17 protein-coding genes are annotated in these 24,654 nt (G+C 72.9%); 6 read left to right on the forward strand and 11 right to left on the reverse strand.

The features are described from left to right. Positions 1–82: 82 nt before the first annotated feature. The 3 genes from ACV530_RS08645 to ACV530_RS08655 all read left to right on the forward strand — a co-directional run bounded on the left by ACV530_RS08645 (position 83) and on the right by ACV530_RS08655 (position 5,935). Positions 83–820 (forward strand): response regulator transcription factor, encoded by a 738-nt coding sequence (locus ACV530_RS08645; protein WP_494331695.1) that lies wholly within the window; start codon positions 83–85, stop codon positions 818–820. Continuing rightward, positions 817–1,914 (forward strand): HAMP domain-containing sensor histidine kinase, encoded by a 1,098-nt coding sequence (locus ACV530_RS08650; protein WP_494331696.1) that lies wholly within the window; start codon positions 817–819, stop codon positions 1,912–1,914. Before ACV530_RS08645 ends, ACV530_RS08650 begins: the two co-directional genes overlap by 4 nt. A 241-nt stretch (positions 1,915–2,155) precedes the next feature. Continuing rightward, entirely contained in the window at positions 2,156–5,935 is a 3,780-nt protein-coding gene (locus ACV530_RS08655; RefSeq protein ID WP_494331697.1) for a multifunctional oxoglutarate decarboxylase/oxoglutarate dehydrogenase thiamine pyrophosphate-binding subunit/dihydrolipoyllysine-residue succinyltransferase subunit, read from the forward strand. A gap of 248 nt (positions 5,936–6,183) precedes the next feature. Here ACV530_RS08655 and fxsT read toward each other — a convergent pair whose 3' ends face one another. From fxsT to ACV530_RS08690, 7 genes are all read right to left on the reverse strand, one after another. Beyond that, on the reverse strand, positions 6,184–9,213 hold the full coding sequence (gene fxsT, locus ACV530_RS08660) for an FxSxx-COOH system tetratricopeptide repeat protein (protein ID WP_494331698.1): 3,030 nt from the start codon (positions 9,211–9,213) through the stop codon (positions 6,184–6,186). After that, positions 9,210–10,526, reverse strand: a complete 1,317-nt coding sequence (locus ACV530_RS08665) for an aKG-HExxH-type peptide beta-hydroxylase (protein WP_494331699.1) — start codon at positions 10,524–10,526, stop codon at positions 9,210–9,212. Before ACV530_RS08665 ends, fxsT begins: the two co-directional genes overlap by 4 nt. A gap of 9 nt (positions 10,527–10,535) precedes the next feature. Further along, the gene (locus ACV530_RS08670) at positions 10,536–10,763 is read right to left on the reverse strand and encodes a hypothetical protein (RefSeq protein WP_494331700.1); all 228 of its coding nucleotides are present in this window, start codon (positions 10,761–10,763) and stop codon (positions 10,536–10,538) included. Between the two features lie 82 nt (positions 10,764–10,845). Beyond that, the gene (locus ACV530_RS08675) at positions 10,846–13,956 is read right to left on the reverse strand and encodes an SAV_2336 N-terminal domain-related protein (RefSeq protein ID WP_494331701.1); all 3,111 of its coding nucleotides are present in this window, start codon (positions 13,954–13,956) and stop codon (positions 10,846–10,848) included. Between the two features lie 23 nt (positions 13,957–13,979). Next, positions 13,980–14,981, reverse strand: coding sequence for an AAA family ATPase (locus ACV530_RS08680; RefSeq protein WP_494331702.1), 1,002 nt, complete (start codon positions 14,979–14,981; stop codon positions 13,980–13,982). A 113-nt stretch (positions 14,982–15,094) separates the two neighbouring features. Next, positions 15,095–17,071, reverse strand: coding sequence for a VMAP-C domain-containing protein (locus tag ACV530_RS08685; protein ID WP_494331703.1), 1,977 nt, complete (start codon positions 17,069–17,071; stop codon positions 15,095–15,097). Further along, on the reverse strand, positions 17,068–17,421 hold the full coding sequence (locus tag ACV530_RS08690) for a CU044_2847 family protein (RefSeq protein ID WP_494331704.1): 354 nt from the start codon (positions 17,419–17,421) through the stop codon (positions 17,068–17,070). Before ACV530_RS08690 ends, ACV530_RS08685 begins: the two co-directional genes overlap by 4 nt. A gap of 144 nt (positions 17,422–17,565) precedes the next feature. Here ACV530_RS08690 and ACV530_RS08695 point away from each other — a divergent pair, with 144 nt between their 5' ends. After that, positions 17,566–17,748, forward strand: a complete 183-nt coding sequence (locus ACV530_RS08695) for a DUF6104 family protein (protein ID WP_215085132.1) — start codon at positions 17,566–17,568, stop codon at positions 17,746–17,748. A 4-nt stretch (positions 17,749–17,752) separates the two neighbouring features. On the opposite strand, the gene ACV530_RS08700 is transcribed toward ACV530_RS08695, so the two are convergent. Next, positions 17,753–18,580 carry a hypothetical protein gene (locus tag ACV530_RS08700; RefSeq protein WP_494331705.1) on the reverse strand — a complete coding sequence of 276 codons (828 nt, stop codon included), beginning with the start codon at positions 18,578–18,580 and terminating at the stop codon, positions 17,753–17,755. A gap of 126 nt (positions 18,581–18,706) precedes the next feature. Here ACV530_RS08700 and ACV530_RS08705 point away from each other — a divergent pair, with 126 nt between their 5' ends. Both ACV530_RS08705 and ACV530_RS08710 read left to right on the forward strand, forming a co-directional pair. After that, positions 18,707–19,582: a DUF4097 family beta strand repeat-containing protein gene (locus tag ACV530_RS08705; protein ID WP_494331706.1), complete on the forward strand. Its 876-nt coding sequence runs from the start codon at positions 18,707–18,709 to the stop codon at positions 19,580–19,582. Next, positions 19,582–20,478, forward strand: a complete 897-nt coding sequence (locus ACV530_RS08710) for a PadR family transcriptional regulator (protein WP_494331707.1) — start codon at positions 19,582–19,584, stop codon at positions 20,476–20,478. The genes ACV530_RS08705 and ACV530_RS08710 overlap by 1 nt, the downstream gene beginning before the upstream one ends. 252 nt (positions 20,479–20,730) lie before the next feature. Here the strand turns inward: ACV530_RS08710 and ACV530_RS08715 are convergent, their stop codons facing one another. The 3 genes from ACV530_RS08715 to ACV530_RS08725 all read right to left on the reverse strand — a co-directional run bounded on the left by ACV530_RS08715 (position 20,731) and on the right by ACV530_RS08725 (position 24,402). Beyond that, a complete protein-coding gene (locus ACV530_RS08715) occupies positions 20,731–22,134 on the reverse strand; it encodes a cellulase family glycosylhydrolase (protein WP_494331791.1) in 1,404 nt (467 codons plus the stop codon). Between the two features lie 13 nt (positions 22,135–22,147). Then, entirely contained in the window at positions 22,148–23,110 is a 963-nt protein-coding gene (locus ACV530_RS08720; RefSeq protein ID WP_494331708.1) for a zinc-binding dehydrogenase, read from the reverse strand. Between the two features lie 77 nt (positions 23,111–23,187). After that, positions 23,188–24,402, reverse strand: a complete 1,215-nt coding sequence (locus ACV530_RS08725; protein ID WP_494331709.1) for an NAD(P)-dependent malic enzyme — start codon at positions 24,400–24,402, stop codon at positions 23,188–23,190. Between the last annotated feature and the right edge of the window lie 252 nt (positions 24,403–24,654).

Consider the following 24,654-nt stretch of genomic DNA (forward strand, 5'->3'; position numbering starts at 1 on the left):
CCTCCACCTGCCCGTACCCTGCTTGCCACCGGCCGGAGGGCTGGCAGCGATCACGGCATGGAAAGACGCTGGGGGCGGGCGCATGGAGCAGACACACATCGGCCCAAGTGGCGCGACGGCCTCTGCCGGAGCACAGCGGCGGGTACTGATCGTCGAGGACGACCGGACCATCGCCGAGGCCATCGCGGCACGGTTGCGGGCCGAGGGTTTTCAGGTACGGACCGCGGGCGACGGGCCCGCGGCGGTCGACACGAACGAGGCATGGCAGCCGGACCTGCTGGTACTGGACGTGATGCTGCCGGGCTACGACGGCCTCGAGGTATGCCGCCGGGTGCAGGCACAGCGGCCGGTGCCGGTGCTGATGCTGACCGCGCGGGACGACGAGACCGACATGCTGGTCGGGCTGGGCGTCGGCGCGGACGACTACATGACCAAACCGTTCTCCATGCGCGAGCTGGCCGCGCGGGTGCACGTGCTGCTGCGCCGGGTGGAACGGGCGACGCTGGCCGCCCATACGCCGCGCAGCGGCATCCTGCGCCTGGGCGAGCTGGAGATCGACCACGCCCAGCGGCGGGTGCGGGTGCGCGGCGGGGACGTGCACCTGACCCCGACCGAGTTCGACCTGCTCGTCTGCCTGGCCAACACCCCGCGCGCCGTCCTCTCCCGCGAGCAGCTGCTCGCGGAGGTGTGGGACTGGGCGGACGCCTCCGGCACCCGGACCGTGGACAGCCACATCAAGGCGCTGCGGCGCAAGATCGGGGCGGAGCGGATCCGTACGGTGCACGGGGTGGGATACGCGCTGGAGACGCCGACCACGTGAACGACGCACGCGCGGCGGGCCTGTGGAGCAGGGTCTGGGAGGCGCTGCGCCCCCTGGACCCCTACCGGTCGGTGAAGGCCGCGCTGGGCGCGCTGGTGATCGGCTCGGTGGTCATCACGACGTTCCTGGTCTTCGTGGCGATGCACTCGGCGACCGGTTTACGGGTGATCACGGTCTTCTCGATCATCGCCTCGCTGCTGATCACCCAGTTCGTCGCGCACGGCCTGACCGCGCCGCTGGACGAGATGACCGAGGTCACCCGGACCATGGCGCACGGCGACTACACCCGGCGGGTGAGCGCCGGGCGGCGGGACGAGTTCGGTGCCCTGGCCGACGCCTTCAACCGGATGGCGGCGGACCTGGAGGCGGTGGACACCCACCGCAAGGAGCTGGTCGCCAATGTCTCGCACGAGCTGCGCACCCCCATCGCGGGGCTGCGGGCCGTGCTGGAGAACGTGGTGGACGGGGTCTCGGCCGCCGACCCGGAGACCATGCGCACCGCGCTCCGGCAGACGGAACGGCTGGGGCGGCTGGTGGAGCAGTTGCTCGACCTGTCCCGGCTGGACAACGGCGTGGTGACGCTGCGCGCGCGGCGCTTCGAGGTGTGGCCGTACCTGGCCGGGGTGCTCAAGGAGACGAGCATCGCCCGCGACACCAGCAGCTCGCCGCGTGTCCGCAAGGACGTCCATCTGCATCTGGACGTCTCGCCGCCGGAGCTGACCGCGCACGCGGACGCGGAGCGGCTGCACCAGGTCGTGGCGAATCTGGTGGAGAACGCCGTCCGGCACAGCCCCCCGCACGGCCGGGTCACCATCCGCGCGCGCCGGGGCGAGGGCCCCCAGTCGCTGGCGCTGGAGGTGCTGGACGAGGGGCCCGGCATCCCCGAGTCCGAGCGGCACCGGGTCTTCGAGCGCTTCAACCGGGGCTCGGCGGGACAGCAGGGGCCGGGCAGCGACGGCGGTACGGGCCTGGGCCTGGCGATCGCCCGCTGGGCGGTCGGTCTGCACGGCGGGAGCATCGGGGTGGCCGAATCCCCGCGGGGCTGCCGTATCCGGGTCACTCTTCCGGGGCAGGGGTCCGTTACCAGAAGTTGACGTAGGGTCGTTGGCGGACGCACGCATTCCTCCGAATGCGGGGCGTGTTTCCGCGCACCCGGAAACGCACGGGACAAGGTAAACCCGGTGTGTTTCCCGCCCTCGCATGCCCCGAAACCACGGAGCGAGTGTGACTTGCGCGACGACTGGCCCCGGCGACCTGCATGAGAGCACCTGACAGGCGTAGCCTTTATTCCCGCTGTCCACCACCTTAGGTAAGCGGAAGAGGGCGGTTGCCGCCGTGTCGCCACAGTCCCCGAACTCATCGAGCATCTCGACCGACCAAACCAGGCAGGGGAAGACCCCTGCCGACGTTTTCGGTCCCAATGAGTGGCTCGTCGACGAGATCTACCAGCAGTACCTCCAGGACCCGAACTCGGTCGACCGAGCCTGGTGGGACTTCTTCGCCGACTACAAGCCGGGCGCCAATCCGCCGCAGGCCGCAGCGGCACCGGCAGCCGTAGCGCCCCCCGCCGCGGCTCCGGCGCCCGTCGCCGCCCCGGCCCCCGCCGCTCCCCCGGCGCCGCCCGCCCCGCCCCGGGCGCCCGCCGCGCCGCAGGCGAAGCCGGCCGCGGCCGCTCCGGCGCCCGCGAAGCCCGTCACCCCGGCCGCGAGGCCGAAGCCCGCCGCCGCGCCGGCGGCCGAGGCCCCCGAAGGCCCGGAGTTCGTGACGCTGCGCGGTCCGTCCGCCGCGGTCGCCAAGAACATGAACGCCTCCCTGGAGCTGCCGACGGCCACCTCGGTCCGCGCGGTCCCGGTGAAGCTGCTGTTCGACCAGCGCATCGTCATCAACAACCACCTCAAGCGCGCCCGCGGCGGCAAGGTCTCCTTCACGCACCTCATCGGCTACGCCATGGTGCAGGCGCTGAAGCTGATGCCGTCGATGAACCACTCCTTCACGGAGAAGGACGGCAAGCCGACCCTCGTCAAGCCCGCGCACGTCAACCTGGGCCTGGCGATCGACCTGGTGAAGCCGAACGGCGACCGCCAGCTCGTGGTCGCGGCCATCAAGAAGGCCGAGACCCTCAACTTCTTCGAGTTCTGGCAGGCCTACGAGGACATCGTCAAGCGCGCCCGCGTGGGCAAGCTGACGATGGACGACTTCACCGGCGTCACCGCCTCGCTGACCAACCCCGGCGGCATCGGCACCGTGCACTCCGTGCCGCGCCTGATGCCCGGCCAGGGCCTCATCCTCGGCGTCGGCGCGATGGACTACCCCGCCGAGTTCCAGGGCACCTCCCAGGACACCCTGAACAAGATGGGCATCTCGAAGGTCATGACCCTGACCTCGACGTATGACCACCGGGTGATCCAGGGCGCCGCCTCCGGCGAGTTCCTGCGCATCATGCACCAGCTGCTGCTGGGCGAGAACGGCTTCTACGACGAGATCTTCGAGGCCCTGCGCATCCCCTACGAGCCGGTCCGCTGGCTCAGGGACATCGACGCCTCGCACGACGACGACGTCACCAAGGCCGCCCGCGTCTTCGAGCTGATCCACTCCTACCGGGTCCGCGGCCACGTCATGGCCGACACCGACCCGCTGGAGTACCGCCAGCGCAAGCACCCCGACCTCGACATCACCGAGCACGGCCTCACCCTGTGGGACCTGGAGCGTGACTTCGCGGTCGGCGGCTTCGCCGGCAAGTCGCTGATGAAGCTGCGCGACATCCTCGGCGTGCTGCGCGACTCGTACTGCCGCACCACCGGCATCGAGTTCATGCACATCCAGGACCCCAAGCAGCGCAAGTGGATCCAGGACCGCGTCGAGCGCCCGCACTCCAAGCCGGAGCGCGAGGAGCAGCTGCGGATCCTGCGCCGCCTCAACGCCGCCGAGGCGTTCGAGACGTTCCTGCAGACCAAGTACGTCGGCCAGAAGCGCTTCTCGCTGGAGGGCGGCGAGTCCGTCATCCCGCTGCTGGACGCGGTGCTGGACGCGGCCGCCGAGTCCCGTCTGGACGAGGCCGTCATCGGCATGGCCCACCGTGGCCGTCTGAACGTGCTGGCCAACATCGTCGGCAAGTCCTACGCGCAAATCTTCCGCGAGTTCGAGGGCAACCTCGACCCGAAGTCGATGCACGGCTCCGGCGACGTGAAGTACCACCTGGGCGCGAACGGCACCTTCACCGGCCTGGACGGCGAGCAGATCAAGGTCTCGCTGGCCGCCAACCCGTCCCACCTGGAGACGGTCGACCCGGTCGTCGAGGGCATCGCCCGCGCCAAGCAGGACATCATCGGCAAGGCCGGCACGGACTTCACCGTCCTGCCGATCCAGCTGCACGGCGACGCGGCCTTCGCGGGCCAGGGCGTCGTGGCCGAGACCCTCAACATGTCGCAGCTGCGCGGCTACCGCACCGGCGGCACCGTGCACATCGTCATCAACAACCAGGTCGGCTTCACCGCGCCGCCGGAGTCCTCGCGCTCGTCGATGTACTGCACCGACGTCGCGCGGATGATCGAGGCGCCGATCTTCCATGTGAACGGTGACGACCCGGAGGCGGTCGTCCGCGTTGCCCGTCTGGCCTTCGAGTTCCGCCAGGCGTTCAACAAGGACGTCGTCATCGACCTGATCTGCTACCGCCGTCGCGGCCACAACGAGTCCGACAACCCGGGCTTCACCCAGCCGCTGATGTACGACCTGATCGACAAGAAGCGCTCGGTGCGCAAGCTCTACACCGAGTCCCTCATCGGTCGCGGCGACATCACGCTGGAAGAGGCCGAGCAGGCGCTGCAGGACTACCAGGGCCAGCTCGAGAAGGTCTTCATCGAGGTCCGTGAGGCCGACACGGCCGAGGTTCCGGCCCAGGTGCCCGCACCGCAGGCCGAGTTCCCGGTGCCGGTGCAGACCGCGATCTCCCAGGAGGTCGTCAAGCGGATCGCCGAGTCCCAGGTCAACACCCCCGAGCACGTCACCGTGCACCCGCGTCTGCTGCCGCAGCTGCAGCGCCGCGCGGCGAGCATCGAGGACGGCACGATCGACTGGGGCATGGGCGAGACCCTCGCCTTCGGCTCGCTGCTGATGGAGGGCACCCCGGTCCGCCTGGCGGGCCAGGACTCCCGCCGCGGCACCTTCGGCCAGCGGCACGCGGTGCTCGTCGACCGGCAGACCGGCGAGGACTACACCCCGCTGATGTACCTCTCCGAGGACCAGGCGCGCTACAACGTCTACGACTCGCTGCTCAGCGAGTACGCGGCGATGGGCTTCGAGTACGGCTACTCGCTGGCCCGCCCGGACGCGCTGGTGCTGTGGGAGGCGCAGTTCGGTGACTTCGTCAACGGTGCCCAGAGCATCACGGACGAGTTCATCTCCTCCTCGGAACAGAAGTGGGGCCAGACCTCCGGCGTCACCCTGCTGCTGCCGCACGGCTACGAGGGCCAGGGCCCGGACCACTCCTCGGCCCGCATCGAGCGCTTCATGCAGCTGTGCGCGCAGAACAACATGACGGTCGCCATGCCGACGCTGCCGTCGAACTACTTCCACCTGCTGCGCTGGCAGGTCCACAACCCGCACCACAAGCCGCTGATCGTCTTCACGCCGAAGTCGATGCTGCGTCTGAAGGCCGCGGCGTCGAAGGTGGAGGAGTTCACCTCGGGCGGCTTCCGTCCCGTCATCGGTGACGAGACCGTCAACCCGGCCGACGTCCGCAAGGTCGTCTTCTGCTCCGGCAAGGTCTACTACGACCTGGCCGCCGAGCGGGACAAGCGCGGTGCGAACGACACCGCCCTCATCCGCCTCGAGCGTCTGTACCCGCTGCCGGGTGCGGAGGTCCAGGCGGAGATCGCCAAGTTCCCGAACGCCGAGAAGTACCTCTGGGCGCAGGAGGAGCCGGCGAACCAGGGTGCGTGGCCGTTCATCGCGCTCAACCTGATCGACCACCTGGACCTGGCGGTCGGCGCGGATGTCCCCGCCTCGGAGCGGCTGCGGCGGATCTCCCGCCCGCACTCCTCCTCCCCGGCGGTCGGCTCCGCGAAGCGGCACCAGGCGGAGCAGGCGGCTCTGGTCGCCGAGGTCTTCGACGCGTAAGGCCTTCCGGCCGGGCGTGTGAAGGGGCCCGCACCACTTCGGTGGTGCGGGCCTTTTCGTGTGCCCCGGTCCCGAAACCGCGCTCCGCGCGGTTGTCCTCAAACGCCGGACGGGCTGGATTTTCGCCCGGCCCGGCACTATCAAGCCCGGCCGGCGTTTGAGGCCGAGCGGCGAAGCCGCGACAAAGGGGGTCTGGGGCGCAGCCCCAGGAAACGGTGAAAGGGCGGGACCGGGGCACCCTCCACCCCCTACCCCAGATACGGCTCGAAGTCCCAGTACGGCCGTACCCGTTGGCGCGCCGACATCGCATGCGGGTGCTGCGCACCCAGCGTGCGGGCGAGGCGCTGGAGGGCGTCCTCCTCGACCTTGCCCGCCTCCTCGTGCTCGCGCAGCGCCCGCAGGTCCGCCGCCAGGGCGATCTCGCAGGAGAGGGTGAAGGGGTGGTCCTGGCCCAGGGCACGGCGGGCCCGGGACAGGGTGTCCCGGCTCAGTTCCGTCGCGCTGTCCAGGAGCCCCGTGAAGTTGCGGCCCGCCGCGGCGTTGAGGGCGCAGCCCAGTACCCAGGGGTGGTCGGCACCGAGCGTGGCGGCCAGGCCGGCGTACGAGGCCTCGAACACGGCGAGGGCCTCGGCGCGTTCGCCGGCGGCCTGGAGGACGAGGCCGGTGTTGGAGAGCATGCCGGTGCTGATGGGGTGGGCGGGCCCCAGCAACGACCGGAAGGCGTTCTCGCCTTCCGCGATCAGGTCGCGGGCCTGCCGCAGATCGCCGTGCTCGCGCGCGTAGTTGCCGTAGTCGACGACCAGCCCGACGGTGGCGTAGTGGTCGCGCCCGTGCACCTGCTCCATCTGCTCCAGCAGGCTCACCATGGCGCTGCCGACGTCCTGGTGGGAGCCGGCCCGGCGCTCGCACAGCAGGAGGTTGTGGCGGGCGCGCAGGGTCTGGGGGTGCTGGGGGCCGAGGACTTGGAGGTGGAGGCGTACGCCCAGTTCCTGGCGGGCCAGCGCGTCGCCGTAGTGGCCGAGCAGCCGCAGGTCGCGGGCGCAGGCGATGCCGGAGGCGAGGGTGGCGGCGTGGCGGGAGCGCAGCATGCTCTCCCGCTTGCGCAGGGTCTTCAGGTCGAGGTCGTACGCGTCGGCGTAGCGGCCCAGCAGGCGCAGGCCCACGCCGAGGTTGTGCTGGGCGAGGAGGGCCGTGTAGTCGTCCGGGCCGAGCAACTGCCGTGCGGAGTCGAGGACTTCCCACTGCCTGTCGAGGGCCTCGGCGTACTGGCCGAGGTAGCGCTGGTCGGCGGCGAGGCAGCCGAGGGCGGTCATCGTGCTGGCCGGGTCGGCGTCCGGGAGCGCGCGCAGCCGGTCCAGTGTCGACCGGTCGAGCTCGTACGCGGCGCGGAACGCCCCGCGCAGGCGCAGGATGTTGCCCTGGTGGGTGGTGAGTTCGAGCATGCGCGGGTGCTCGAGCGGGAAGAGCTCGGACCAGTTCTCGCGGATCTTCTCGCCGAGTTCCGCGCCGATGTCGTACTCGCCGCTGTGGTAGCAGTAGCGCAGCACGTTGAGCACCGTCTCCTGCACCCGGTAGTCGTGGCTGCCGAGGGCGCCGGAGGGCTCGAGCTGCGGCAGCAACTCGGCGTAGCGCGGCCAGAGTCTGCTGTCCTGCGGGTTGCCGGGGTCGGCGGCGGCGACCATCCGGCGGACGATGCGGCGGTGCGCCTGCCGGTCCTGCGGCGTGGTGAGGCGGGTGACGATGTCGTGCACCAGCCGGTGCATGTGCACGGCCTCCTGCTCGGGGCCGGTGTCACCGCCCTGGCCCGCCGAGATACGGATGTCGCGGCGGGTGAAGACCGAGTAGTTGACGAGCGTGTCCAGGGCCCGTGTCCAGGCGGGCAGGTCGGCGGCGAGCCAGCCGAGGTGGTCGGGCAGTTGCTCGGGCGGCAGCAGCCGGACCAGGCCGATAGGGATGCGGCCGGGTGCGAACGAGGTGCACAGGTTGAGGAGTTCGACCGCGTGGGGCTGGGTCTCGCGCAGCCGGTTGATCAGTATCGACCAGGAGGTGAGGGAGGAGCGGGGCACCCCGTCGAAGCCGCCCTGGCCCGCCAGCAGCCCGGACATCTCGCCGTCGCGCACCATGCGCAGGTACTCGGAGACCTCCATGTCCGACTCGCCCAGCCAGGACGCGGCCTGGACGAGCGCCAGCGGGATGTCGCCGAGTTCGACGGCGACCTCGTCGGCCTCCGCGGCGGACAGCCGGGGTGCGCGGCGCAGCAGGTAGGCGGTGCTCTCGGTGCGGTCGAAGCCCGGGACGTCCAGGACGGTCGCGCCCGCCTCGTCCCAGCTGCGGTTGCGCGAGGTGATCAGTACGTGCCCGGGGCCGGCGGGCAGCAGCTCCTCCGCGCCGTCGAGGTCGTCCCAGCCGTCGAAGACGATCAGCCAGCGGCCGTGGGGCTCGCTGCGGCGCAGCGCCTCGCGCACGGCGCGGATGCGCTCGCCGGGCTCGGAGCCGACGGCCAGGCCGAGTTCGGGGGCCAGTTCGCCGAGGCGCTCGCGCTGGGTGCCGCGGGTATCGGAGTTGACCCACCAGACGACGTCGTAGTCGGAGCAGAAACGGTGGGCGTACTCGGCGGCCATCTGCGTCTTGCCGATGCCGCTCATGCCGAGCAGCGCGCAGACGGCGGTGCCCGTATCGGCGTCCGTCAGCTGCTGCTGGAGCCGGTTGAGGAGTTCGTCGCGGCCCGTGAAGCGGCGGTTGCGGCGGGGGACGTCGCTGCCCCAGACCGCCGGAGGGTCGTTGGGGTAGCGGGTGCCGGGCCCGGCGGGCAGGGTGCGTACGGGCGGGCGGTCCGGCAGTCCCAGGCGGCTCAGCAGCCTGCGTTCGGCCTCCTGGGCGCCGACGCCCCACAGGTCGACCGGTTCGAGGACGGCCGTGGCGGGCAGCAGGACACGGTTGGTGAGGTTGACGGCGGCGAACCGGTCGGCGTTCGCGGCGACGATGCCGCGCAGGGCCTCGGCCCACTCCCCCTCGTTGCGCGGCCCGAGTTCGAAGAACCAGTCGCTCAGTACGAGCAGGACGCGCCCCCTGGCGAGCAGCAGGTCGCCCAGGGCGCGCTCCAGGGGCACCTCGCGCGGCGGGTCCCAGCGCAGCAGCGTGACCCGCTGTCCGTGGCTCTCCAGCCGGTGCCCGATCCAGGTGGCCCAGGCCCGGTAGAACCCGGCGAAGACGACGAGGCAGTGCTCGTCGTCCCGGTCCTGTGCGCCGGTGGCGCCCGGCACCCGCTGCGTGTTCATGCGCTTCCCTCGGTCAAGGACATCCGGCCGCTCGGCCCCAGTGCAGCCAGGAGGCGCCGCATGCCCAGGGTGAACTCCCGTCCTTCGGGAGTCAGTTCATTGGATTCAAGCAGCACGGGCAGTGCTTCCGCGACCTGTTGGCGGTATGAATCGCGCCGCTCGCGGGCGTCCCGCCGGACACCGGGCGGCAGCGTCTGCCGCAGGGCCGCGCGGTGCCAGAAGTCGGCGAGGGCCAGATGCGCGTACGTGCCCTGGAGGACCCCCGCGAAGGGGCGCGGGTCCCTGCGCCAGGCCACCCGGTGGACCGCCTCGGGGCCGGCGTCGTGCAGCGGGAGCAGGTCGTGCAGGACCGACAGCTTGCTGTGCTGGGTCTCGTGGACGAGCACCTCGGCGAGGTCGGCGGCCGTCCTCGGCGGCGTGGCCAGCACCGCGCCGGGCGCCGCGCGGAAGGTCGCGCTGACCTTGGTGCCGGGGGCGTGCGCGAGCGGTACCAGGCAGCGCAGCAGGGCCGTTGTCTCGGCGGCCCGTCCGGGGTCGGCGGCGCGCAGCAGCGCGAGGGCGGCCCGCCAGCGCCGCCCCCAGGGCTCGCCGCCGGCCCGGGTGCGGGCGGCGGCGGGCAGGGCGGCGCGGCCCACGCCCCCGGGCGGGACCCGGAAGGGGTCGAGGTCGTCGAGTACGGCCCCGGTGCCGGGCAGTCTCCGCAGCCCGCGCCAGCCCGTACCGGCCCCGGCCACGCGGCCCGCGGTGAACAGCAGGGCGGCTTCGGTGCGGTGGCCCTCGGCGGTCAGGTGTGCCGTACGGGCGCGGGCGATGATCCGCACCAGCGGGGCGCGGGTCTCCACGAGCCCGATGCCGGGCAGGGCCAGGACCCCGTCGGGGGTGGCCAGTTCGGCGGTGAAGGAGGCGCCCGAGCGCAGCGCGGCGGCAACGGCGACGGCGCCGAAGTGGTCGAGGAGCCGGGCGAGCGGCGGCCCTTCGGGCGCGGACAGGGCGAGGACCAGCCAGTTGCCGACGGCCGGGTAGTCGAGGACCTCGCGGGTCCGGAACGGGTCGCGGGCCTCGGCCTGCTCGAGCAACCGCCAGTGTTCCTCGAACCGTTCACCGGTGAGCGCAGCAGGTTGCCTTTCCACGCGGGTGAGCAGCGACTTGAACAACACCAGCCGTCTGCTGTGCAGTCCGCGGCGCAGCAGGGCGATGTCGTCGGGCGTGGACCGCGTGCGGGCGAGGCGGTCCAGGGCGGCGGACGGTACGGGCCGACCCGTCGGATTCTGTCCGAATACCGATCGGTGACACTCCGGGTCCACGCGGGTCACGTCCCGTCCTCAGCCGCCTTGGGGGGGCCGCGACGGCGGCTGCTGTTCGGCCCCGCTCGAGTACCAGGTCTCCCCGAACTCCCCCGGGCGCAGGAGCGCGCTCTCCACGGCGGCCGCCAGGCCCGGGTCGGTCATCCCGCGCAGGCTGCGCAGGCCGACGCCGGTGAGGTCGGGCAGCGCGGGCGTGCCCGCGTTGTGCTTCGGCACCCTCTTCTCCTCCCTGCCGCTGTCCGCCATGAGGCGGCTCCCGCAGCTGCTCGGTTCTTCCCATGCGCCGTAATCCGGAAACCCGTTCGGTCAAGGTCCGGTCGAGGTCCGGTCAGGATCCGGAAAGGCGCGCGACGCTCTCCCGCGTCGCCGCGACCTCGTCCCATGGCACCTCCGCGAGCCTGGCCGTCAGATCGCGCCACTCGCGGGCGGCGGCGCGGTAGGCGCTCAGCGCCTGCCGGGGCAGGCCCATCCGTTCCAGGGCCTCGCCGTAGCGGTGCGAGGCGCGGGCGGCGGTCACCGAGCCCGGTGCGCCCCCGTCGTGCTCGCGCGCCTCCCGGGCCGCGGCGGCGAACGCCGCGGCGGCGTCGGTGAGCGGCATCCCCACGGCGTTCTCCCGCAGCGTGAGCCGCGCGGTGCCGAGCACCAGCCAGGCCTCGGCCCGTACGGCACCGTCCGGCGACCGGCGCGCGGCCTGCTCGAGCAGGTGACAGCTCTCGTAGAGGTCGGGCAGGAAGCGGAGTTGCGCGTAGCGCAGCACGAGGGCGCGGCCGAGGAGGAGCTGGAGCCGCGAGTGCAGCGGTGCTCTTCCGGGCGCCACGGTGAAGGCTTCGCGCAGTACGGCCTCGGCCCGCTGCGGGTCGGCCGCGTGGGCGGCCGGTTCGGCGCCGTTCCCCCGTGCGGGGGTGGCCTGTTCGCCGTGGTCGTCCGCGGCCCGCAGGGCAGACCCCGCGTCCCCACCCGGGGCGTCGCCGCCGTGGGGATCGGGCCCGGCGTCGGGGCCGGAGCGCGAGCGGCCTTCGCCCGGGCCGGCCGCGGCGGCATCCTCCGCCCGCGTCAGCAGCGACTCACCCCACTCCGCGAGGAGTTCCGCGCGGGCGAGGGTGTCGCGGTCCATGAGGGAGACCGCCGACTCGTACGCGGCGTCCGCGAGCGGCCAGTCGGGTACGGCGGCGTGGACGCGGGCCAGTTCGGTGCGGCACTCCACGCGCCGGAGGTCGTCCGTGGCCTCGTGTTCGGCACGGGCGAGGGCGTCGAGGGCCTCGGGGCCCGGGTCGCCCGTGAGGCGGAGGGAGCGGGCGAGGTCCAGGAGGGCGGGGCCGAGGCGGGGGTCGCCGGGTTCCAGGAGGGCGCAGGCGGCACGGAGTTCGGCGGAGGCCTCGGCGGCAGCCTCGGCGGCACGCCCCGGGTCGGCCCCGGCGAGGGCGAGCAGGACGCGGCCCAGCTGCAGATGACGCCGTACGCCGCCCGGCAGGGCGCGCAACACGCGCTCGGCCTCGCGGAGTTGTGCGGGATCCCCGTCGGCCTCCCAGGCCGCGTGCCGCGCAGCGGCCAGTTCGAGGCCCGCATCGACATGCCGCGGGGTGCCGGGCTCCGCGTGTCCGTGGGCCTCGGCGAGGACGGTGACGGCCAGGTCCAGCAACTCGCCCCGTGCGGTGGGGTCGTGGCGTACGGACTCGGTGCCGGCCAGTGCCCGCAGTGCCGTGCCGAGGACGATCCGGGCCCGCACCCCTTCCTCCCCCACGGCTTCTTCCGCGAGGGCGCGGGCCTGGTGCAGCAGGGCGGGGTCGGCCTGGACGTGCCACAGCCGCAGCAGTTCCTCGGCCTCGGCGAGCGGCCCGGCGCCGGCGGGCGGCCGCCGGTACCAACGGACGACCCGGGCGGGCACCTGGGCGAAGAGTTCGGGTTCCGTCGTGCCGGGGAGGTCCGTGCGCACGGCGGGGCTGTCGGTGAGCTGGGCGACGGCGAGCGCCGAGAAGTTGCGGGCTCTCTTGCCGAAGTGGCGTTCGACGTAGTCCGAGCAGTGCTTGAGCACGAGCGCGGCCTCGCTCCGGCCGAGCGACTGGAGCAGCAATTCGCGCACGCCGTCGGCGAATTCGTACCAGGGCCCGGCCGCCGCACCGGCGGCGGCCGGGTCGGGCAGCCGCCACAGCAGCCCGCTCAGCAGCACTTCGGCCAGTTCCATGGGCCCGGTGTCGGGCAGCATCGCCCGCTGGACGACCTGCATCACCGGCAGCGTCGACGGCGCGGCGGCGAGGAGCACGACGAGCCGGAGCGCCCCGGGCGAGGCACTGGCCCGGAAACTCCGGAGCCGCTCGTCGGCGCTGCGGCCGCCGCCGTCGGCGGACGCGGGGCCGGGGCGGGCCGGGTGGTCGGGCAGCAGCAGCCCCGCGACGCCGCGTACGGCCGTGCGGCCCGGTCCGGCGAGCAGCCGGGCCCAGGCGCCGAGCGCCTCGGCGGAGGGCAGCAGTACGGGCACCGGCAGCGCGCCCGCGCCCGGTTGGGGGCGGAAGCCGTCGGGGACGAAATGCAGTCTGCCGCCCGCCGCGGGGTCGCGGACGAGCAGGCCGGTCTCGGCGGGCAGCGCGGTGCGCGGCCACAACCGGGGCGGCAGCGGCTGGACGACGGCGAGGGGCGAGGTCTTCGACCAGTGGTGGAGCAGCCGCTGAGCCCCGCCCTCCTGCCACAGGGGTCCCACGCAGTCGCTGACGACCAGCGTGAGACGGCGGCCCGTGGGGTCGCGGAACTGATCGGCGGGGCGCGGTATCCGGCCCGGCGCGGTGCCGATCAGCGGGGTGCCGTCCGGGGCGCGGTGCAGATAGCGCACCCGGACATCATGGAAGACGCCCAACTGTGCGCAGGCCTGCCGGAGTTCCTCCAGCATCCGCTCCCAGACGACCATGGACGACGAGGTGTCCATCAGCAGCTGCATGGTCGCGGCCTGCCGTACGCCCCGGCGGTGGACGGGCCTCAGCACACCGGTCCGGGCGCCGAGCTCCGCGGTGGCCTCCTCGTCGAGCGGCCCCCGGAGCGGGGCGGCGAGCGAACGGTAGCCGCGCAGGGGGCGCAGCGCCCGCTGGAGGCCGAGCAGGCCCGGCAGGGAGGCGGCCGTCGGCACCCGGACGGTGAACGTCTCCGGGGTCCCGGCCGGTTCCTCCGCCGCGCGGCTGCCCGCGTAGAGCGAGACGGGGCCCGTCCGCTCGTCACGGCGTTGCACCGGTGCGGGAGCCGGCGCGGGCGGCGCGGCCGGCAGGCTGCCCCGCGGCGGGAGGGCCGACGGCTCGGCTGCCGGGTCCCGCGACGGGACAGGGGCAGGGGCAGGCGTCATCCGCCGGGCGAGCCACAAGGCGTCGGCGATCTGTTCGGCCGTGATCTCCGGGGTCACGGCCCGCAGCCTGCCGATCAGTTGCTCCAGTGGCGGCTCGGGCGGCGGCGCCGTCATACCCCATCACCCGTCATGCCTCATCACCTCGGGCGGTCCAGCGGTTGCATCAGCATGGCGGCGAGCCGTTCACGCGTGACGGGTTCGGTGCGCGGGGCGTGCTGGGTGAGAAAGAGGGCGTTGAGGAGTTGGTCTGCGGCGATGACCTCGCCGGGCTCCCGATCGAGGAACCGCCGGATGAGCGCGTCACCCTCCGTCACCGCGTCGTCCCCCAGGTGGGCCCGGACCATAGCGGTGAGCTGTTCCTCGCCCGGCGGCTTGAGGTCGAGCTGGATGCAGCGGCGCAACAGGGCGGCGGGGAAGTCCCGTTCGCCGTTGGAGGTGAGCACGATCAGCGGGAAGGCGGTGCAGCGCACCCGCCCGCCGCGGATCAGGGCCCGGCCGCCGTCGTCCGTACCGACCTCCACCTCGGGTTCGAGGTCGGCGATCCGCTCCAGCTCGGGCAGCTGGAACTCGCCCTCCTCCAGGGCGTTGAGGAGGTCGTTGGGCAGGTCGAGGTCGCTCTTGTCGAGCTCGTCGACCAGCAGCACGCGCGGCTGGTCGGCGGGCAGCAGCGCGGTGCCCAGCGGTCCGAGCCGGATGTACGAGCCGATCGAGTGCCGCGCCTCGGCGCCGCCCGCCCGCTCCAGCTGGACGTCCTGGAGCCGGGCGATGGCGTCGTAGTGGTAGAGCCCGTCACGCAGGGCGGAGCGGCTGACGATGGGCCAGCGCAGCACCCGGCCGAGGCCGAGCTCGTACGCGACGGCGTGGGCGAGCGTGGACTTGCCGCTGCCGGGGTTGCCGGTGACGAGGAGCGGACGGCGCAGATAGAGGGCTGCGTTGACGGCCTCCACCTCCTCGGGGCGCGGGTGGTGGTTCTCCACCAGCCGCCGTTTGACCCCGAGCCTGCGGGCCGCGCTCGGATCGGCCGAGGCCCCCGCGTCGGGCCCGGCCGCGGCGAAGTCCCGCCAGGGCGGGGGCGGCGGCAGTCGGCGTATGCCGTCGTGCGGCAGGCCCGCTCCCCGGTAGATCCGCCAATCGTTCACGCTGGACTCCTCGTTGCCGTCTGTCGATTGCGGCTCCCGCACGAAGGTACCGTCCCGCGACCGGCCTGCCGAGCCCTTCCGGCCTGCCGCTGTCACGTACTTGACATCCGCCGTCACGGCGCGCCCAACGGCCTTGTGCCCGGGGCATATAGCGGCTCGGCGGGGCCGTCGCCGTCCGGGCTGTCGTACAGCAGGGCGATCGACCGTGCCCACAGGACCTCCTCGTCCGACGACTCGGGGTCGGCACAGCGGCGGCGCAAGCTGCGTATGTGCCAGTGAAGTTCCCCGGCTTTGCGCACGGAACTCACGAACTTCTCGATTTTCTCGTGGAATTCGGCGCAATCGGAGTGCCCCGCCGCGCCCCGGCGCCAGATCACCACTCCGTGCCCGGCCGCGAGCGCCGCGTCCATCGCGGTGGCACCCGCTCCGCACCCCACCGGCCCGCAGAAGACGGGAACGGCGGCGTCGGGCGCGTTGGCCAGCCGGCCGTATGCCGCGTCCCAGCTCTCACCGTCACCCTCGTGCCCTTGCTTGAGCACCTTGGCCCGCAGCGGTACGGCGGTCATCGGGCCCTCGGCCGCGCCGGTCCAGCGCCAGTGCCACTCCGGGATCGCGGGCTCGTCACGGCGGCGCCGGTCGCGCACGTACACCATGCGGCGCTGACCGAGCGGCACGGTGTGCGGCCCGGACTCCCCTTCGACACCGGGCGGGGTGAGCCGCCAGGAATCCAGCGGCTCGTCGAACAGCTCGCGCGGCAGCACCACTTGGACGGCCGCGAGATGGTCGCCGACATCGGCCTGCCGCAGCGCCTCGGCGACCGGCTCGCGCAGGGCCTCGCGCAACCCGGCGCGAGGCACGCCCTCTTCCTCGTCGCCGCACAGTGCACGGACGTCGTTGTCCTCGTACAGCAGCTTGACCCGCCACCTGTAGCGGTCGTACAGCCGGGTGTCGATCTCGACGACCACGTCGGCGCGGGCGCGGGGCGCGGCGGCCTCCGCGCCGGCACCGCCCAGGATCTCGTCGATCTCATCGCGGAGGACACCGGGAAGCAGCCCGACGTGCAGGGCCAGCCAGGTGCGCAGCTCGCTCAGTGGCCGCGTGCCCTCGGGCCGGCGTGGCCGGCCGACGTACGCCATGACCCACGCGGCGTACAACAGCACCGCCTCCAGGTCCCGGACCTCGACGTGGGCCGCCCGCAGGTCGTAGAGCAGGCCCACGCCCTCGCGCCAGCTGCGCGGGTCGTGCTCGACCCCCGGCTGGTACGGGCCCTGGAGGAGCCGCCGCTTGACCTCGTCGACCAGGGCCATGACCTCGCCGGGCGTGCCGGGAGGCGGCAACTCGGCCAGGAGGGCGAAGAGTTGGGCGCGCAGGACGGGCGTGAAGTCCCCGTCGGGGGAACGCAGCTCCCGCTGCAGGTCCGTCCAGCCGCCGTGCGCCCGGTGGTGGCGGTCGTGGGCGCGGACGATCGCGTGCAGCCGGTGGCGGCCGGGCAGGTCGTCGGCCATCCGGCGCAGCGCGGTGACGGGCACCGCGAGGCCCGTACCGCCCTCGCCGCGGCCCTTGCCCACCCCGATCAGCGCACCCCGGAGGGTGTCGACGACGGGCCCGCCCGAACAGCCGGGGGGTATCTCGCCGCGCAGCAGCACGGCGCTGCCCCCGCCGTACCCGCCCTCGGTCCTCCCTGTGCCGTAGCGCAGGGACAGCTCGCCGAGATCGCGGGACCAGCCGTGCAGGCTGACCTCGGCGGGGACGACCACCGAACGGTCGCCGAGCCACAGGCACTCCGCGTCGCCGGCGTCCGCGACCTCCACCAGGGCGAGGTCGGGCACCGGCCAGTGGCGGGGCGGGGAGTCGGGGTCGTCGGGGTACGGCAGCGCCCAGGCGACCCGGCCCTCGGTGGTACGCCCGTGGCAGTCGGTGACGCCGATGCCGGTGTCGCCGCCGAGGACGCCGCGGCCTCCGTTGCCCACCACGTGGGCACAGGTCAGGACCCAGCCCGGGGCGATGAAGAAGCCACTGCCCCAGAAGTCGCCTCCGGGTGCGGAGATGCGCACCACGGAGCGGCTCACGGCGCCTTGGAGGGGGCTCAAGCCGGCTGCTCCGCCGGCTCGGTCCACTTGAGCTTCACCTTGATCGAGGCCTTGCCCTCGCCGTCGGCGAGGAGGCTGATGACCTTGCCTGCCTGCGCGGAGAGCTCTATGCCGAACTCGACCTCGACCTCCTGGGGCCTGGCCGCCTCGAGGCCGGAGCGGAGCGATCCGACGACACCGCGCACCACGTCGGACATCCCGCCCGCCAGGTCGGCGACCCGGCGCACGGCTCCGGCCGCGCTGGAGTCCTCGAACCCCTGGCCGTCCTCCCACAGCTCGTCCGGCTCGCTGATCCGCGCCCAGACGACCGTGCCGTCGTCGAGCCGCACCTGAGTGATCCCGTCGGCCACGCGCCACCCCCGTCATCCGCGGTCACCGGCTGGGGAAGCAGCGTAGTCCCCGGGTTCGACGGGCGCGAGAGGTCTTGGCAAACGCCGCCTCTATCCTGGGGACGAAGGTCCGGCCGAGCACCTGCACATCTGACGGAGAGAGCGTTGTACTTCACCGACCGCGGCATCGAAGAGCTGGAGAACCGGCGGGGCGAGGAGGAGGTCAGCCTGGGCTGGGTGGCCGAACAGCTGCGTACGTTCGTCGACCTCAACCCGGACTTCGAGGTCCCGGTCGAGCGCCTGGCCACGTGGCTGGCGCGACTCGACGACGAGGACGACGACGAGTAACGGCTTACGAGCGGACGGCCTGCCGCCACCGGTCGTACGCGAGCGTCAGCACCCCGTCCGCGACGAGCGCGGCACCGACCGCGCGCCAGCGCCGCCGTGTGCCGCCGCCGCGGCGGGCGTACACCAGCACCCCGACGCCCGCGGCGATCTCCGCGGCGCCGATGGCCCGTGCGCGCGGCCCCTGGGTCCAGGTGCCGAGGACGCTGTGGTCCGTCGCCAGGCCGGACCGTACGGCGGTGCGCCAGCCCGGCCAGTCCACCGCTTCCGCGTCCTGAAGCGCCCCGGCGGCCTCGCACAGCCGCGTGGCGCTCATGCCGGGGCCCAGGCCCTGGCCGAGCGAGAGTCCCGCACGGGCGAGGACCGCGATCAGGCCGAGCACCCGGGCGGGGGCGTCGGCGTCGGAGTCCGGCAGGCTCAGCCGGTCGAAGGCGGCGCCGTCGAGCACGGGGTCCAGGCCGAGGCGGGCGCGCAGCGCGGTCATCGCCTCGTCGCCTCCGAGCGGGGTGCCGTCCGCGAGCCAGGTGTAGCCGACGGTGCGGCGGAAGCCCGCCGCCACCACGAAGCCGGCGCCGTCCGCGTCCCACCACAGCCCGACCGCGGGCCAGGTCTCGGCCGTGGTCAGGGCGCTCGCCCAGTCCGCCGTGACCGCGGCGAGGTTCGAGCCGTTCTCCCGCCAGGACTCCTCCGCGGGCACCAGCACGCTCCACCCCTCCCCCGCCGGGGCCAGGAGCAGCGGCCGGCGCAACAGCTGCGCGGCGGGGCGGACACGGTCGGGCGTGGCCCGGCAGAGCAGCAGGATCCCCGCCGCGGGGGTGTGATCGATAGCGGACATGCGTCAACGCTAAGCCACACCGTCGGCCTTGACTTCCCCAATCCGCGATATATCGTGTTGATGGGAAACGCGATATGTTGCGTCCTAGTCGTACAGCGCAGTCGTACAGCGCACCAGGAGGCCCTCATGCCCACCCCGTCGCAGTGGTCGCTCGCAGAACCGCAGAAACTCGCCTTCGAAGGCCCGGTCACGGCGCTGAACGTGCGCCTTGTCAACGGCACGGTCAATGTCGTGGGTACGGACAGCGGTCCCGCCCGGCTCGAACTGTCCGCCATCGACGGCCCCCCGCTAGTCGTCACCCATGAGGAGGGCCGGATCGACGTCGGCTATGACGACGTCACCTGGCAGCACTTCCTCAACTGGGGGTGGTTCGACGGCAGGAACTGGCGCCGCAGCGTGGACGTCACCCTCGCCGTGCCGACCGACGCCAGGGTCGAGGTCGGCGTCGTCCGCGCGGCGGCGGTGATCTCCGGCATCACCGCGCCCACCAAGGTGCGCAGCGTCTCCGGCGACACCACGCTCGTCCGCCTGACCGGGGACGTCAACGCCAATACCGTCTCCGGCGGCCTCGAGGCCCAGGCCCTCGGCGGCGACCTGCGCTTCAACTCCGTCTCCGGCGACCTCACGCTCGTCGACAGCGCGGGCGGAGCGGTGCGGGCCGACTCCGTCAGCGGCAACATGGTCGTCGACCTGTCCGCCTCCGGGCGCAGCCCCTCCCTCGGCCTCACCACCGTCTCGGGCGACGTCGCCATCCGGCTGCCCCAGTCCGCCGACGCCAGCGTGGACGCCAACACCACGAGCGGCGCGGTCTCCTGCTCCTTCGACGACCTGCGCGTCACCGGCGCGTGGGGCGCCCGCCGGATCACCGGGCGGCTCGGCGAGGGCAACGGCAGCCTCAAGGTCACCACCGTCTCCGGCGCGCTCGCGCTGCTGCGCAGGCCCCCGGCGCAGGACGAGCCCGACGACGCCCCCGACTCCCCTGCCCAGGGAAAGGTCCTCTGATGCCTCCCGTCTTCGCCCACGGCCGGCTGCGCCTGTACCTCCTCAAGCTCCTCGACGAGACCCCGCGCCACGGCTACGAGATCATCCGCCAGCTCGAGGAGCGCTTCCAGGGGCTGTACGCGCCGTCCGCCGGCACGGTCTATCCGCGCCTCGCCAAGCTCGAGGCCGAGGGCCTGGTCACCCATGCCACCGAGGGCGGCCGCAAGGTGTACTCCATCACCGAGGCCGGCCGCGCCGAACTCGCCGACCGGCAGGGCGAACTGGCCGAGCTGGAGCTGGAGATCCAGGACTCCGTCTCCGCCCTCGCCGCTGACATCCGCGAGGACGTCCGCGGTGCGGCGGGCGATCTGCGGCGCGAGATGCGGGAGGCCGCGCGTGTGGCCCGCACGGATACCGGTTCCGGCTCCGGGTCCGGCTCCGGTTACTTCACCGGCTCCTGGAAGGAGCAGGCCCGCCGGGCGAAGGAGGAGAGCCGCCGCGCCCGACAGGACGCGCAGCAGGCGCGCCGGCAGGCGCGGGAGGTGCAGGACCATCTGCGCGAGGAGGTGCTGCGCATCAAGGACCGGGTGCAGGACCAGGTCAAGGAGCACGCGCAGCGCGGCGACTGGCCGACAGGCCTGGCCGAGGGCGTCAACGCCCTCGCCCGCGAGCTCGGTTCCCTCGCGGGCCAGGCCCGCGGCGCGCGCACCACCCGCCCCGAGTGGGCCACGGCCGACGACACCCTCTCCAAGGACCCGGCCCGCGACTTGGACCGCCTCCTCGACCGCTTCCGCGACGAGATCCGCGACGCGGCACGCGACGGCGGGCTGACGCCTGCGCAACTGGCGGAGGTACGGGGGCATTTGGCGGAGGCGGCGGAGAAGGTGGCGGGTGTGCTCCGTCCGCCGGCTGGGTGAGGGTGCCCCGGTCCCGCCCTTCCACCGTTCCCCGGGGCTCCGCCCCCGGACCCCGCTTGTCGCGGCTTCGCCGCTCGTCCTCAATCGCCGGACGGGCTTGATAGTGCCGGGCCCGGCTGGATTGCATAGCTCGCGGGATTTTGTGGCTCGCGCCGAAAATCCAGCGCGGGCGCGAAAAACCAGCCCGTCCGGCGATTGAGGACCAACGCGGCGGAGCCGCGTTGCGGGGGGCCCAGGGGGCGAAGCCCCCGGTTACGGGAAGGGGCGGGGTGAGGGAGAAACCTCCTCCGCCACCACCCGCACCACGCCACCCACCCCAACCCCCCGCACCCACACCACACCCCGCACCCCTGGCCGCACAATCTCCGCACTCGCCCACGCCGGGCCGGCGACCGTCACCCGCCACCCCCGCCCCACCGGCGGCAGCGACAACTCCGTGACACCACGCCCCAGTTCGTACTGAAGCTCATATCTCCCCGGCTCGTACGACTCCCCCTGCACCACCCCCGCGACCGCAGCCGCGTACGGCCGTGCCGTGGTCTCCTTGTGCCGCTGGAAGCGCCCGGCACCGTCGAGCGCGCAGTACGCACCGCCGTAGCACCAAAGCCACCCCGCCCACCCGGAGCCGTACCGCCCCAGCGAGGCCATCGCGTCCGCGTAGTAGCGCCGCATGTGCGGCAACGTGCTGTCCGGCGGACCCCACTCCCCCACCACCACCGGAACCTGCCGCTCCCGCGGATACCGCACCACAGCCGCCTCGTAGGCCTCGATCCACCCCGCACCGGGGTCGTAGTCGGCCCCGACCTCCATCGCGGTGTTGTAGAAGTGCGGGGAGTAGACGACCTTGGGGTCGCGGATCCGGCCGAGTGCCGTCGGGAAGCCCTCGCCCACGATCGGCGTGGGTTCCACGAACAGCCAGTGCCTGCGGTCCACCCGGCGGATCGCGGACGCGAGACGTCCGTACATCGCCGTGATCTGCGTGGTCTCGATCCGGCGCGCAGCCGCCGGCAGGTCCTCGCCCGAACGCAGCCTGCCCATCGGCTCGTTGATCAGGTCGTACCCCAGGACAGCCGGATGGTGCCGGAACCGCAGCGCGAGCACCTGCCACATCCGCTCCTGCGCACGCCGGAGATCCGCGTCCTCGTAGAGGTGCTCGAACGCGGCCTGCACGGAAGGCTCGTAGTACTCGGAGAACCAGTCCCCGGGATGCGGCTCATACGGCAGCCCCTCGCTCCGCGTGGCCCACTCGGGGATGCCGCGGTGCGAGCCGAACGCCGGCCCGTAGACGTCCTGGTGCGCGTCGAGGACGACCCGGATCCGGTAGCGGGCGGCCCAGTCCAGGACGCGCCTGATCCTCCGCAGGTAGTGCTCGCTGTACCGCCCCCGCCGCGGCTCGAGGTCGTCCCAGAAGACCGCGAGCCGCGCGAAGTTGAAGCCGTGTGCGGCCATGTCGCGCAGATGGCGCTCCGTGATGTCGTTCAAGGCCTCCGCACCACGGTGCGTCTTGTCGGCGAGGTTCCAGCCGCGCAGGGTGAGGATCCGACCGGAGTCATCGGTCAACGGCGGGATCCCACCCGCGACAGCTTCAACCCGCGGCACGGCAAACGTCAGCAGTGCGAGAACGACCCCCGACACGACCCATCGCGCACGCGGCATCCGCATGCACGGTTCATACCGTCAGCACGACCTTGCCGAACAGCTCGCCCTCGGCCATCTTTTCGAAGCCTTCGCGCGCCCGGTCCAGCGGCAGCACCGAGTCGATGACCGGCCGTACGCCGGTCGCGGCGCAGAAGCTCAGCAGATCGGCGAGCTCCTCCTTCGTACCCATGGTCGAGCCGACGACCTTGAGTTCCAGGAAGAAGATCCGGTTGAGCTCGGCCGAGGGCGGGTTGGGACCGCTCGTCGCACCGGAGATGACGAGCGTGCCGCCCGGCTTGAGCGACTTGACCGAGTGCGACCACGTGGCGGCGCCCACAGTCTCGATGACGGCGTCGACACGGTGCGGCAGCCGCGCACCCGGCTCGTACGCCGCCTCCGCGCCCAGCTCCACCGCACGCGCCCGCTTGACGGCATCCCGGCTGGTGGCGAACACCCGCAGCCCGGCCGCCGCGCCCAGCGCGATGGCCGCGGTGGCCACGCCGCCACCGGCGCCCTGCACCAGGACGGACTGGCCGGGCCGGACGTCCGCGTTGGTGAACAGCATCCGGTAGGCGGTCAGCCACGCGGTCGGCAGGCAGGCCGCCTCCTCGAAGGACAGCCCCTTCGGCTTGGGCAGTACGTTCCACACGGGCACGGCGACGCGCTCGGCGAACGTGCCCTGGTAGCGCTCGGTGAGGATGGAGCGCGGCTCGCGCGGGCCCACGCCGTGGCCGGTCTGGCCGATGACGGGGTGCACGACGACCTCGTTGCCGTCCTCGTCGATCCCGGCGGCGTCACAGCCGAGGATCATCGGCAGCGCCTCCTCGTCGAGCCCGACGCCGCGCAGCGACCAGAGGTCGTGGTGGTTGAGAGCGGCGGCCTTGACGGTGACCTTCATCCAGCCGGGCCGCACCTCCGGCTCGGGACGCTCCCCCAACTCGAGGCCGGAGAGCGGCTGGTCACGGTCGATGCGGGCGGCATAGGCGGCGAACATGATCCGAACCTAGCCCCGCCCGCCGCGTACCGTCCAGGACGCACTCCGGCCCCGTACGCCTCAGCGGCGCATCAGCCTCAGCGGCGTGCCACGCCGTCCCGGCGTGCCGCCTCGGCGACGGCGGCGGTCACTGCGGGGGCGACCCGCTCGTCGAACGGCGACGGGATGACGCAGTCCGCGCTCAGCTCGTCCGCGACCACCGCCGCCAGCGCCTCGGCGGCGGCGAGCTTCATGCCCTCGGTGATGCGCGAGGCCCGCACCTGGAGCGCGCCGGCGAAGATGCCGGGGAAGGCGAGGACGTTGTTGATCTGGTTCGGGTAGTCGGACCGGCCCGTGGCGACGACCGCCGCGTACTTGTGGGCCACGTCCGGGTGGATCTCCGGATTCGGGTTGGCCATCGCGAAGATCATCGCGTCCTTCGCCATGGTGGCCACGGCCTCCTCCGGCACCGTGCCGCCGGAGACGCCGATGAAGACGTCGGCACCGTCCAGGGCGGCCGCCAGGGAACCGGAGCGGCCGGCCTTGTTGGTGAACGAGGCGAGCTCGCGCTTGACGTCGGTCAGGTCCGTACGGTCGGCCGACACGATGCCCTTGCGGTCGCACACGACCACGTCGCCGATGCCCGCCCCGACCAGGATGCGGGCGATCGCGACTCCGGCCGCGCCCGCGCCCGAGATCACCGCGCGGAGGTCGCCGAGCGTCCGCTGCGTCAGCTTCGCGGCGTTGCGAAGTGCGGCGAGCGTGACGACGGCGGTGCCGTGCTGGTCGTCGTGGAAGACCGGGATGTCGACGCGCTCCTGGAGCTTGCGCTCGACCTCGAAGCAGCGCGGCGCGGAGATGTCCTCCAGGTTGATGCCGCCGAAGGAGGGCGCGAGCCGGGCGACCGTCTCGACGATCTCGTCGACCTCCCGGCAGTCGAGCGCGATCGGCACCGCCTCGACGCCGCCGAACTGCTTGAAGAGGATGGCCTTGCCCTCCATCACGGGCAGGGATGCCTCCGGGCCGATGTCCCCGAGTCCGAGCACCGCGCTGCCGTCCGTCACCACGGCCACGACCTGGGACTTCCAGGTGTAGTCGTGGACGAGCTCCGGACGCTCGGCAATCGCGCTGCACACCCGGGCGACGCCCGGCGTGTAGGCGAGGGACAGGTCGTCCCTGTTCCGCATTGGAACGGTTGCCTGGACGGCCATCTTGCCGCCCCGGTGGAGCGCGAAGGCCGGGTCGAAGAGCTCGCCCCGCCCCTCGTCGTCCATGCCGCTCTCACTGCGAGGATTCACGATCTCCGCTGCCACTTTTGTTGACCCCTTTGTCAGTAATTGCCATCGAGGGTAGCCGTCCCTGCTCAAGGACGGATCGGGCGCATGTCCTCGACCGGCCGGTGAGCGGTCGCTGCGCATCGCAGTACGGACGACGGGCACGCCGCACTTGCGCGCCCTGGCCCCGGGTAGGGGTGTGACTCGTCTTTCTACCGGATGGGCGTCGCGGTCGACGAACGAGTTCCGGCTCGGCCGACGTACCCGTCCAATCGGTGAGACACACGGCTC

Source organism: Streptomyces sp. SX-6, assembly GCF_059089585.1.

Bases quoted from the DNA above. Each gene is read 5' to 3' on its own strand.
- ACV530_RS08715 (WP_494331791.1), bottom strand. From the start codon at position 22,134: ATGCCGCGTGCGCGATGGGTCGTGTCGGGGGTCGTTCTCGCACTGCTG.
- ACV530_RS08645 (WP_494331695.1), top strand. From the start codon at position 83: ATGGAGCAGACACACATCGGCCCAAGTGGCGCGACGGCCTCTGCCGGA.
- ACV530_RS08675 (WP_494331701.1), bottom strand. From the start codon at position 13,956: ATGACGGCGCCGCCGCCCGAGCCGCCACTGGAGCAACTGATCGGCAGG.
- fxsT (WP_494331698.1), bottom strand. From the start codon at position 9,213: ATGAACACGCAGCGGGTGCCGGGCGCCACCGGCGCACAGGACCGGGAC.
- ACV530_RS08670 (WP_494331700.1), bottom strand. From the start codon at position 10,763: ATGGCGGACAGCGGCAGGGAGGAGAAGAGGGTGCCGAAGCACAACGCG.
- ACV530_RS08700 (WP_494331705.1), bottom strand. From the start codon at position 18,580: ATGTCCGCTATCGATCACACCCCCGCGGCGGGGATCCTGCTGCTCTGC.
- ACV530_RS08705 (WP_494331706.1), top strand. From the start codon at position 18,707: ATGCCCACCCCGTCGCAGTGGTCGCTCGCAGAACCGCAGAAACTCGCC.
- ACV530_RS08720 (WP_494331708.1), bottom strand. From the start codon at position 23,110: ATGTTCGCCGCCTATGCCGCCCGCATCGACCGTGACCAGCCGCTCTCC.
- ACV530_RS08710 (WP_494331707.1), top strand. From the start codon at position 19,582: ATGCCTCCCGTCTTCGCCCACGGCCGGCTGCGCCTGTACCTCCTCAAG.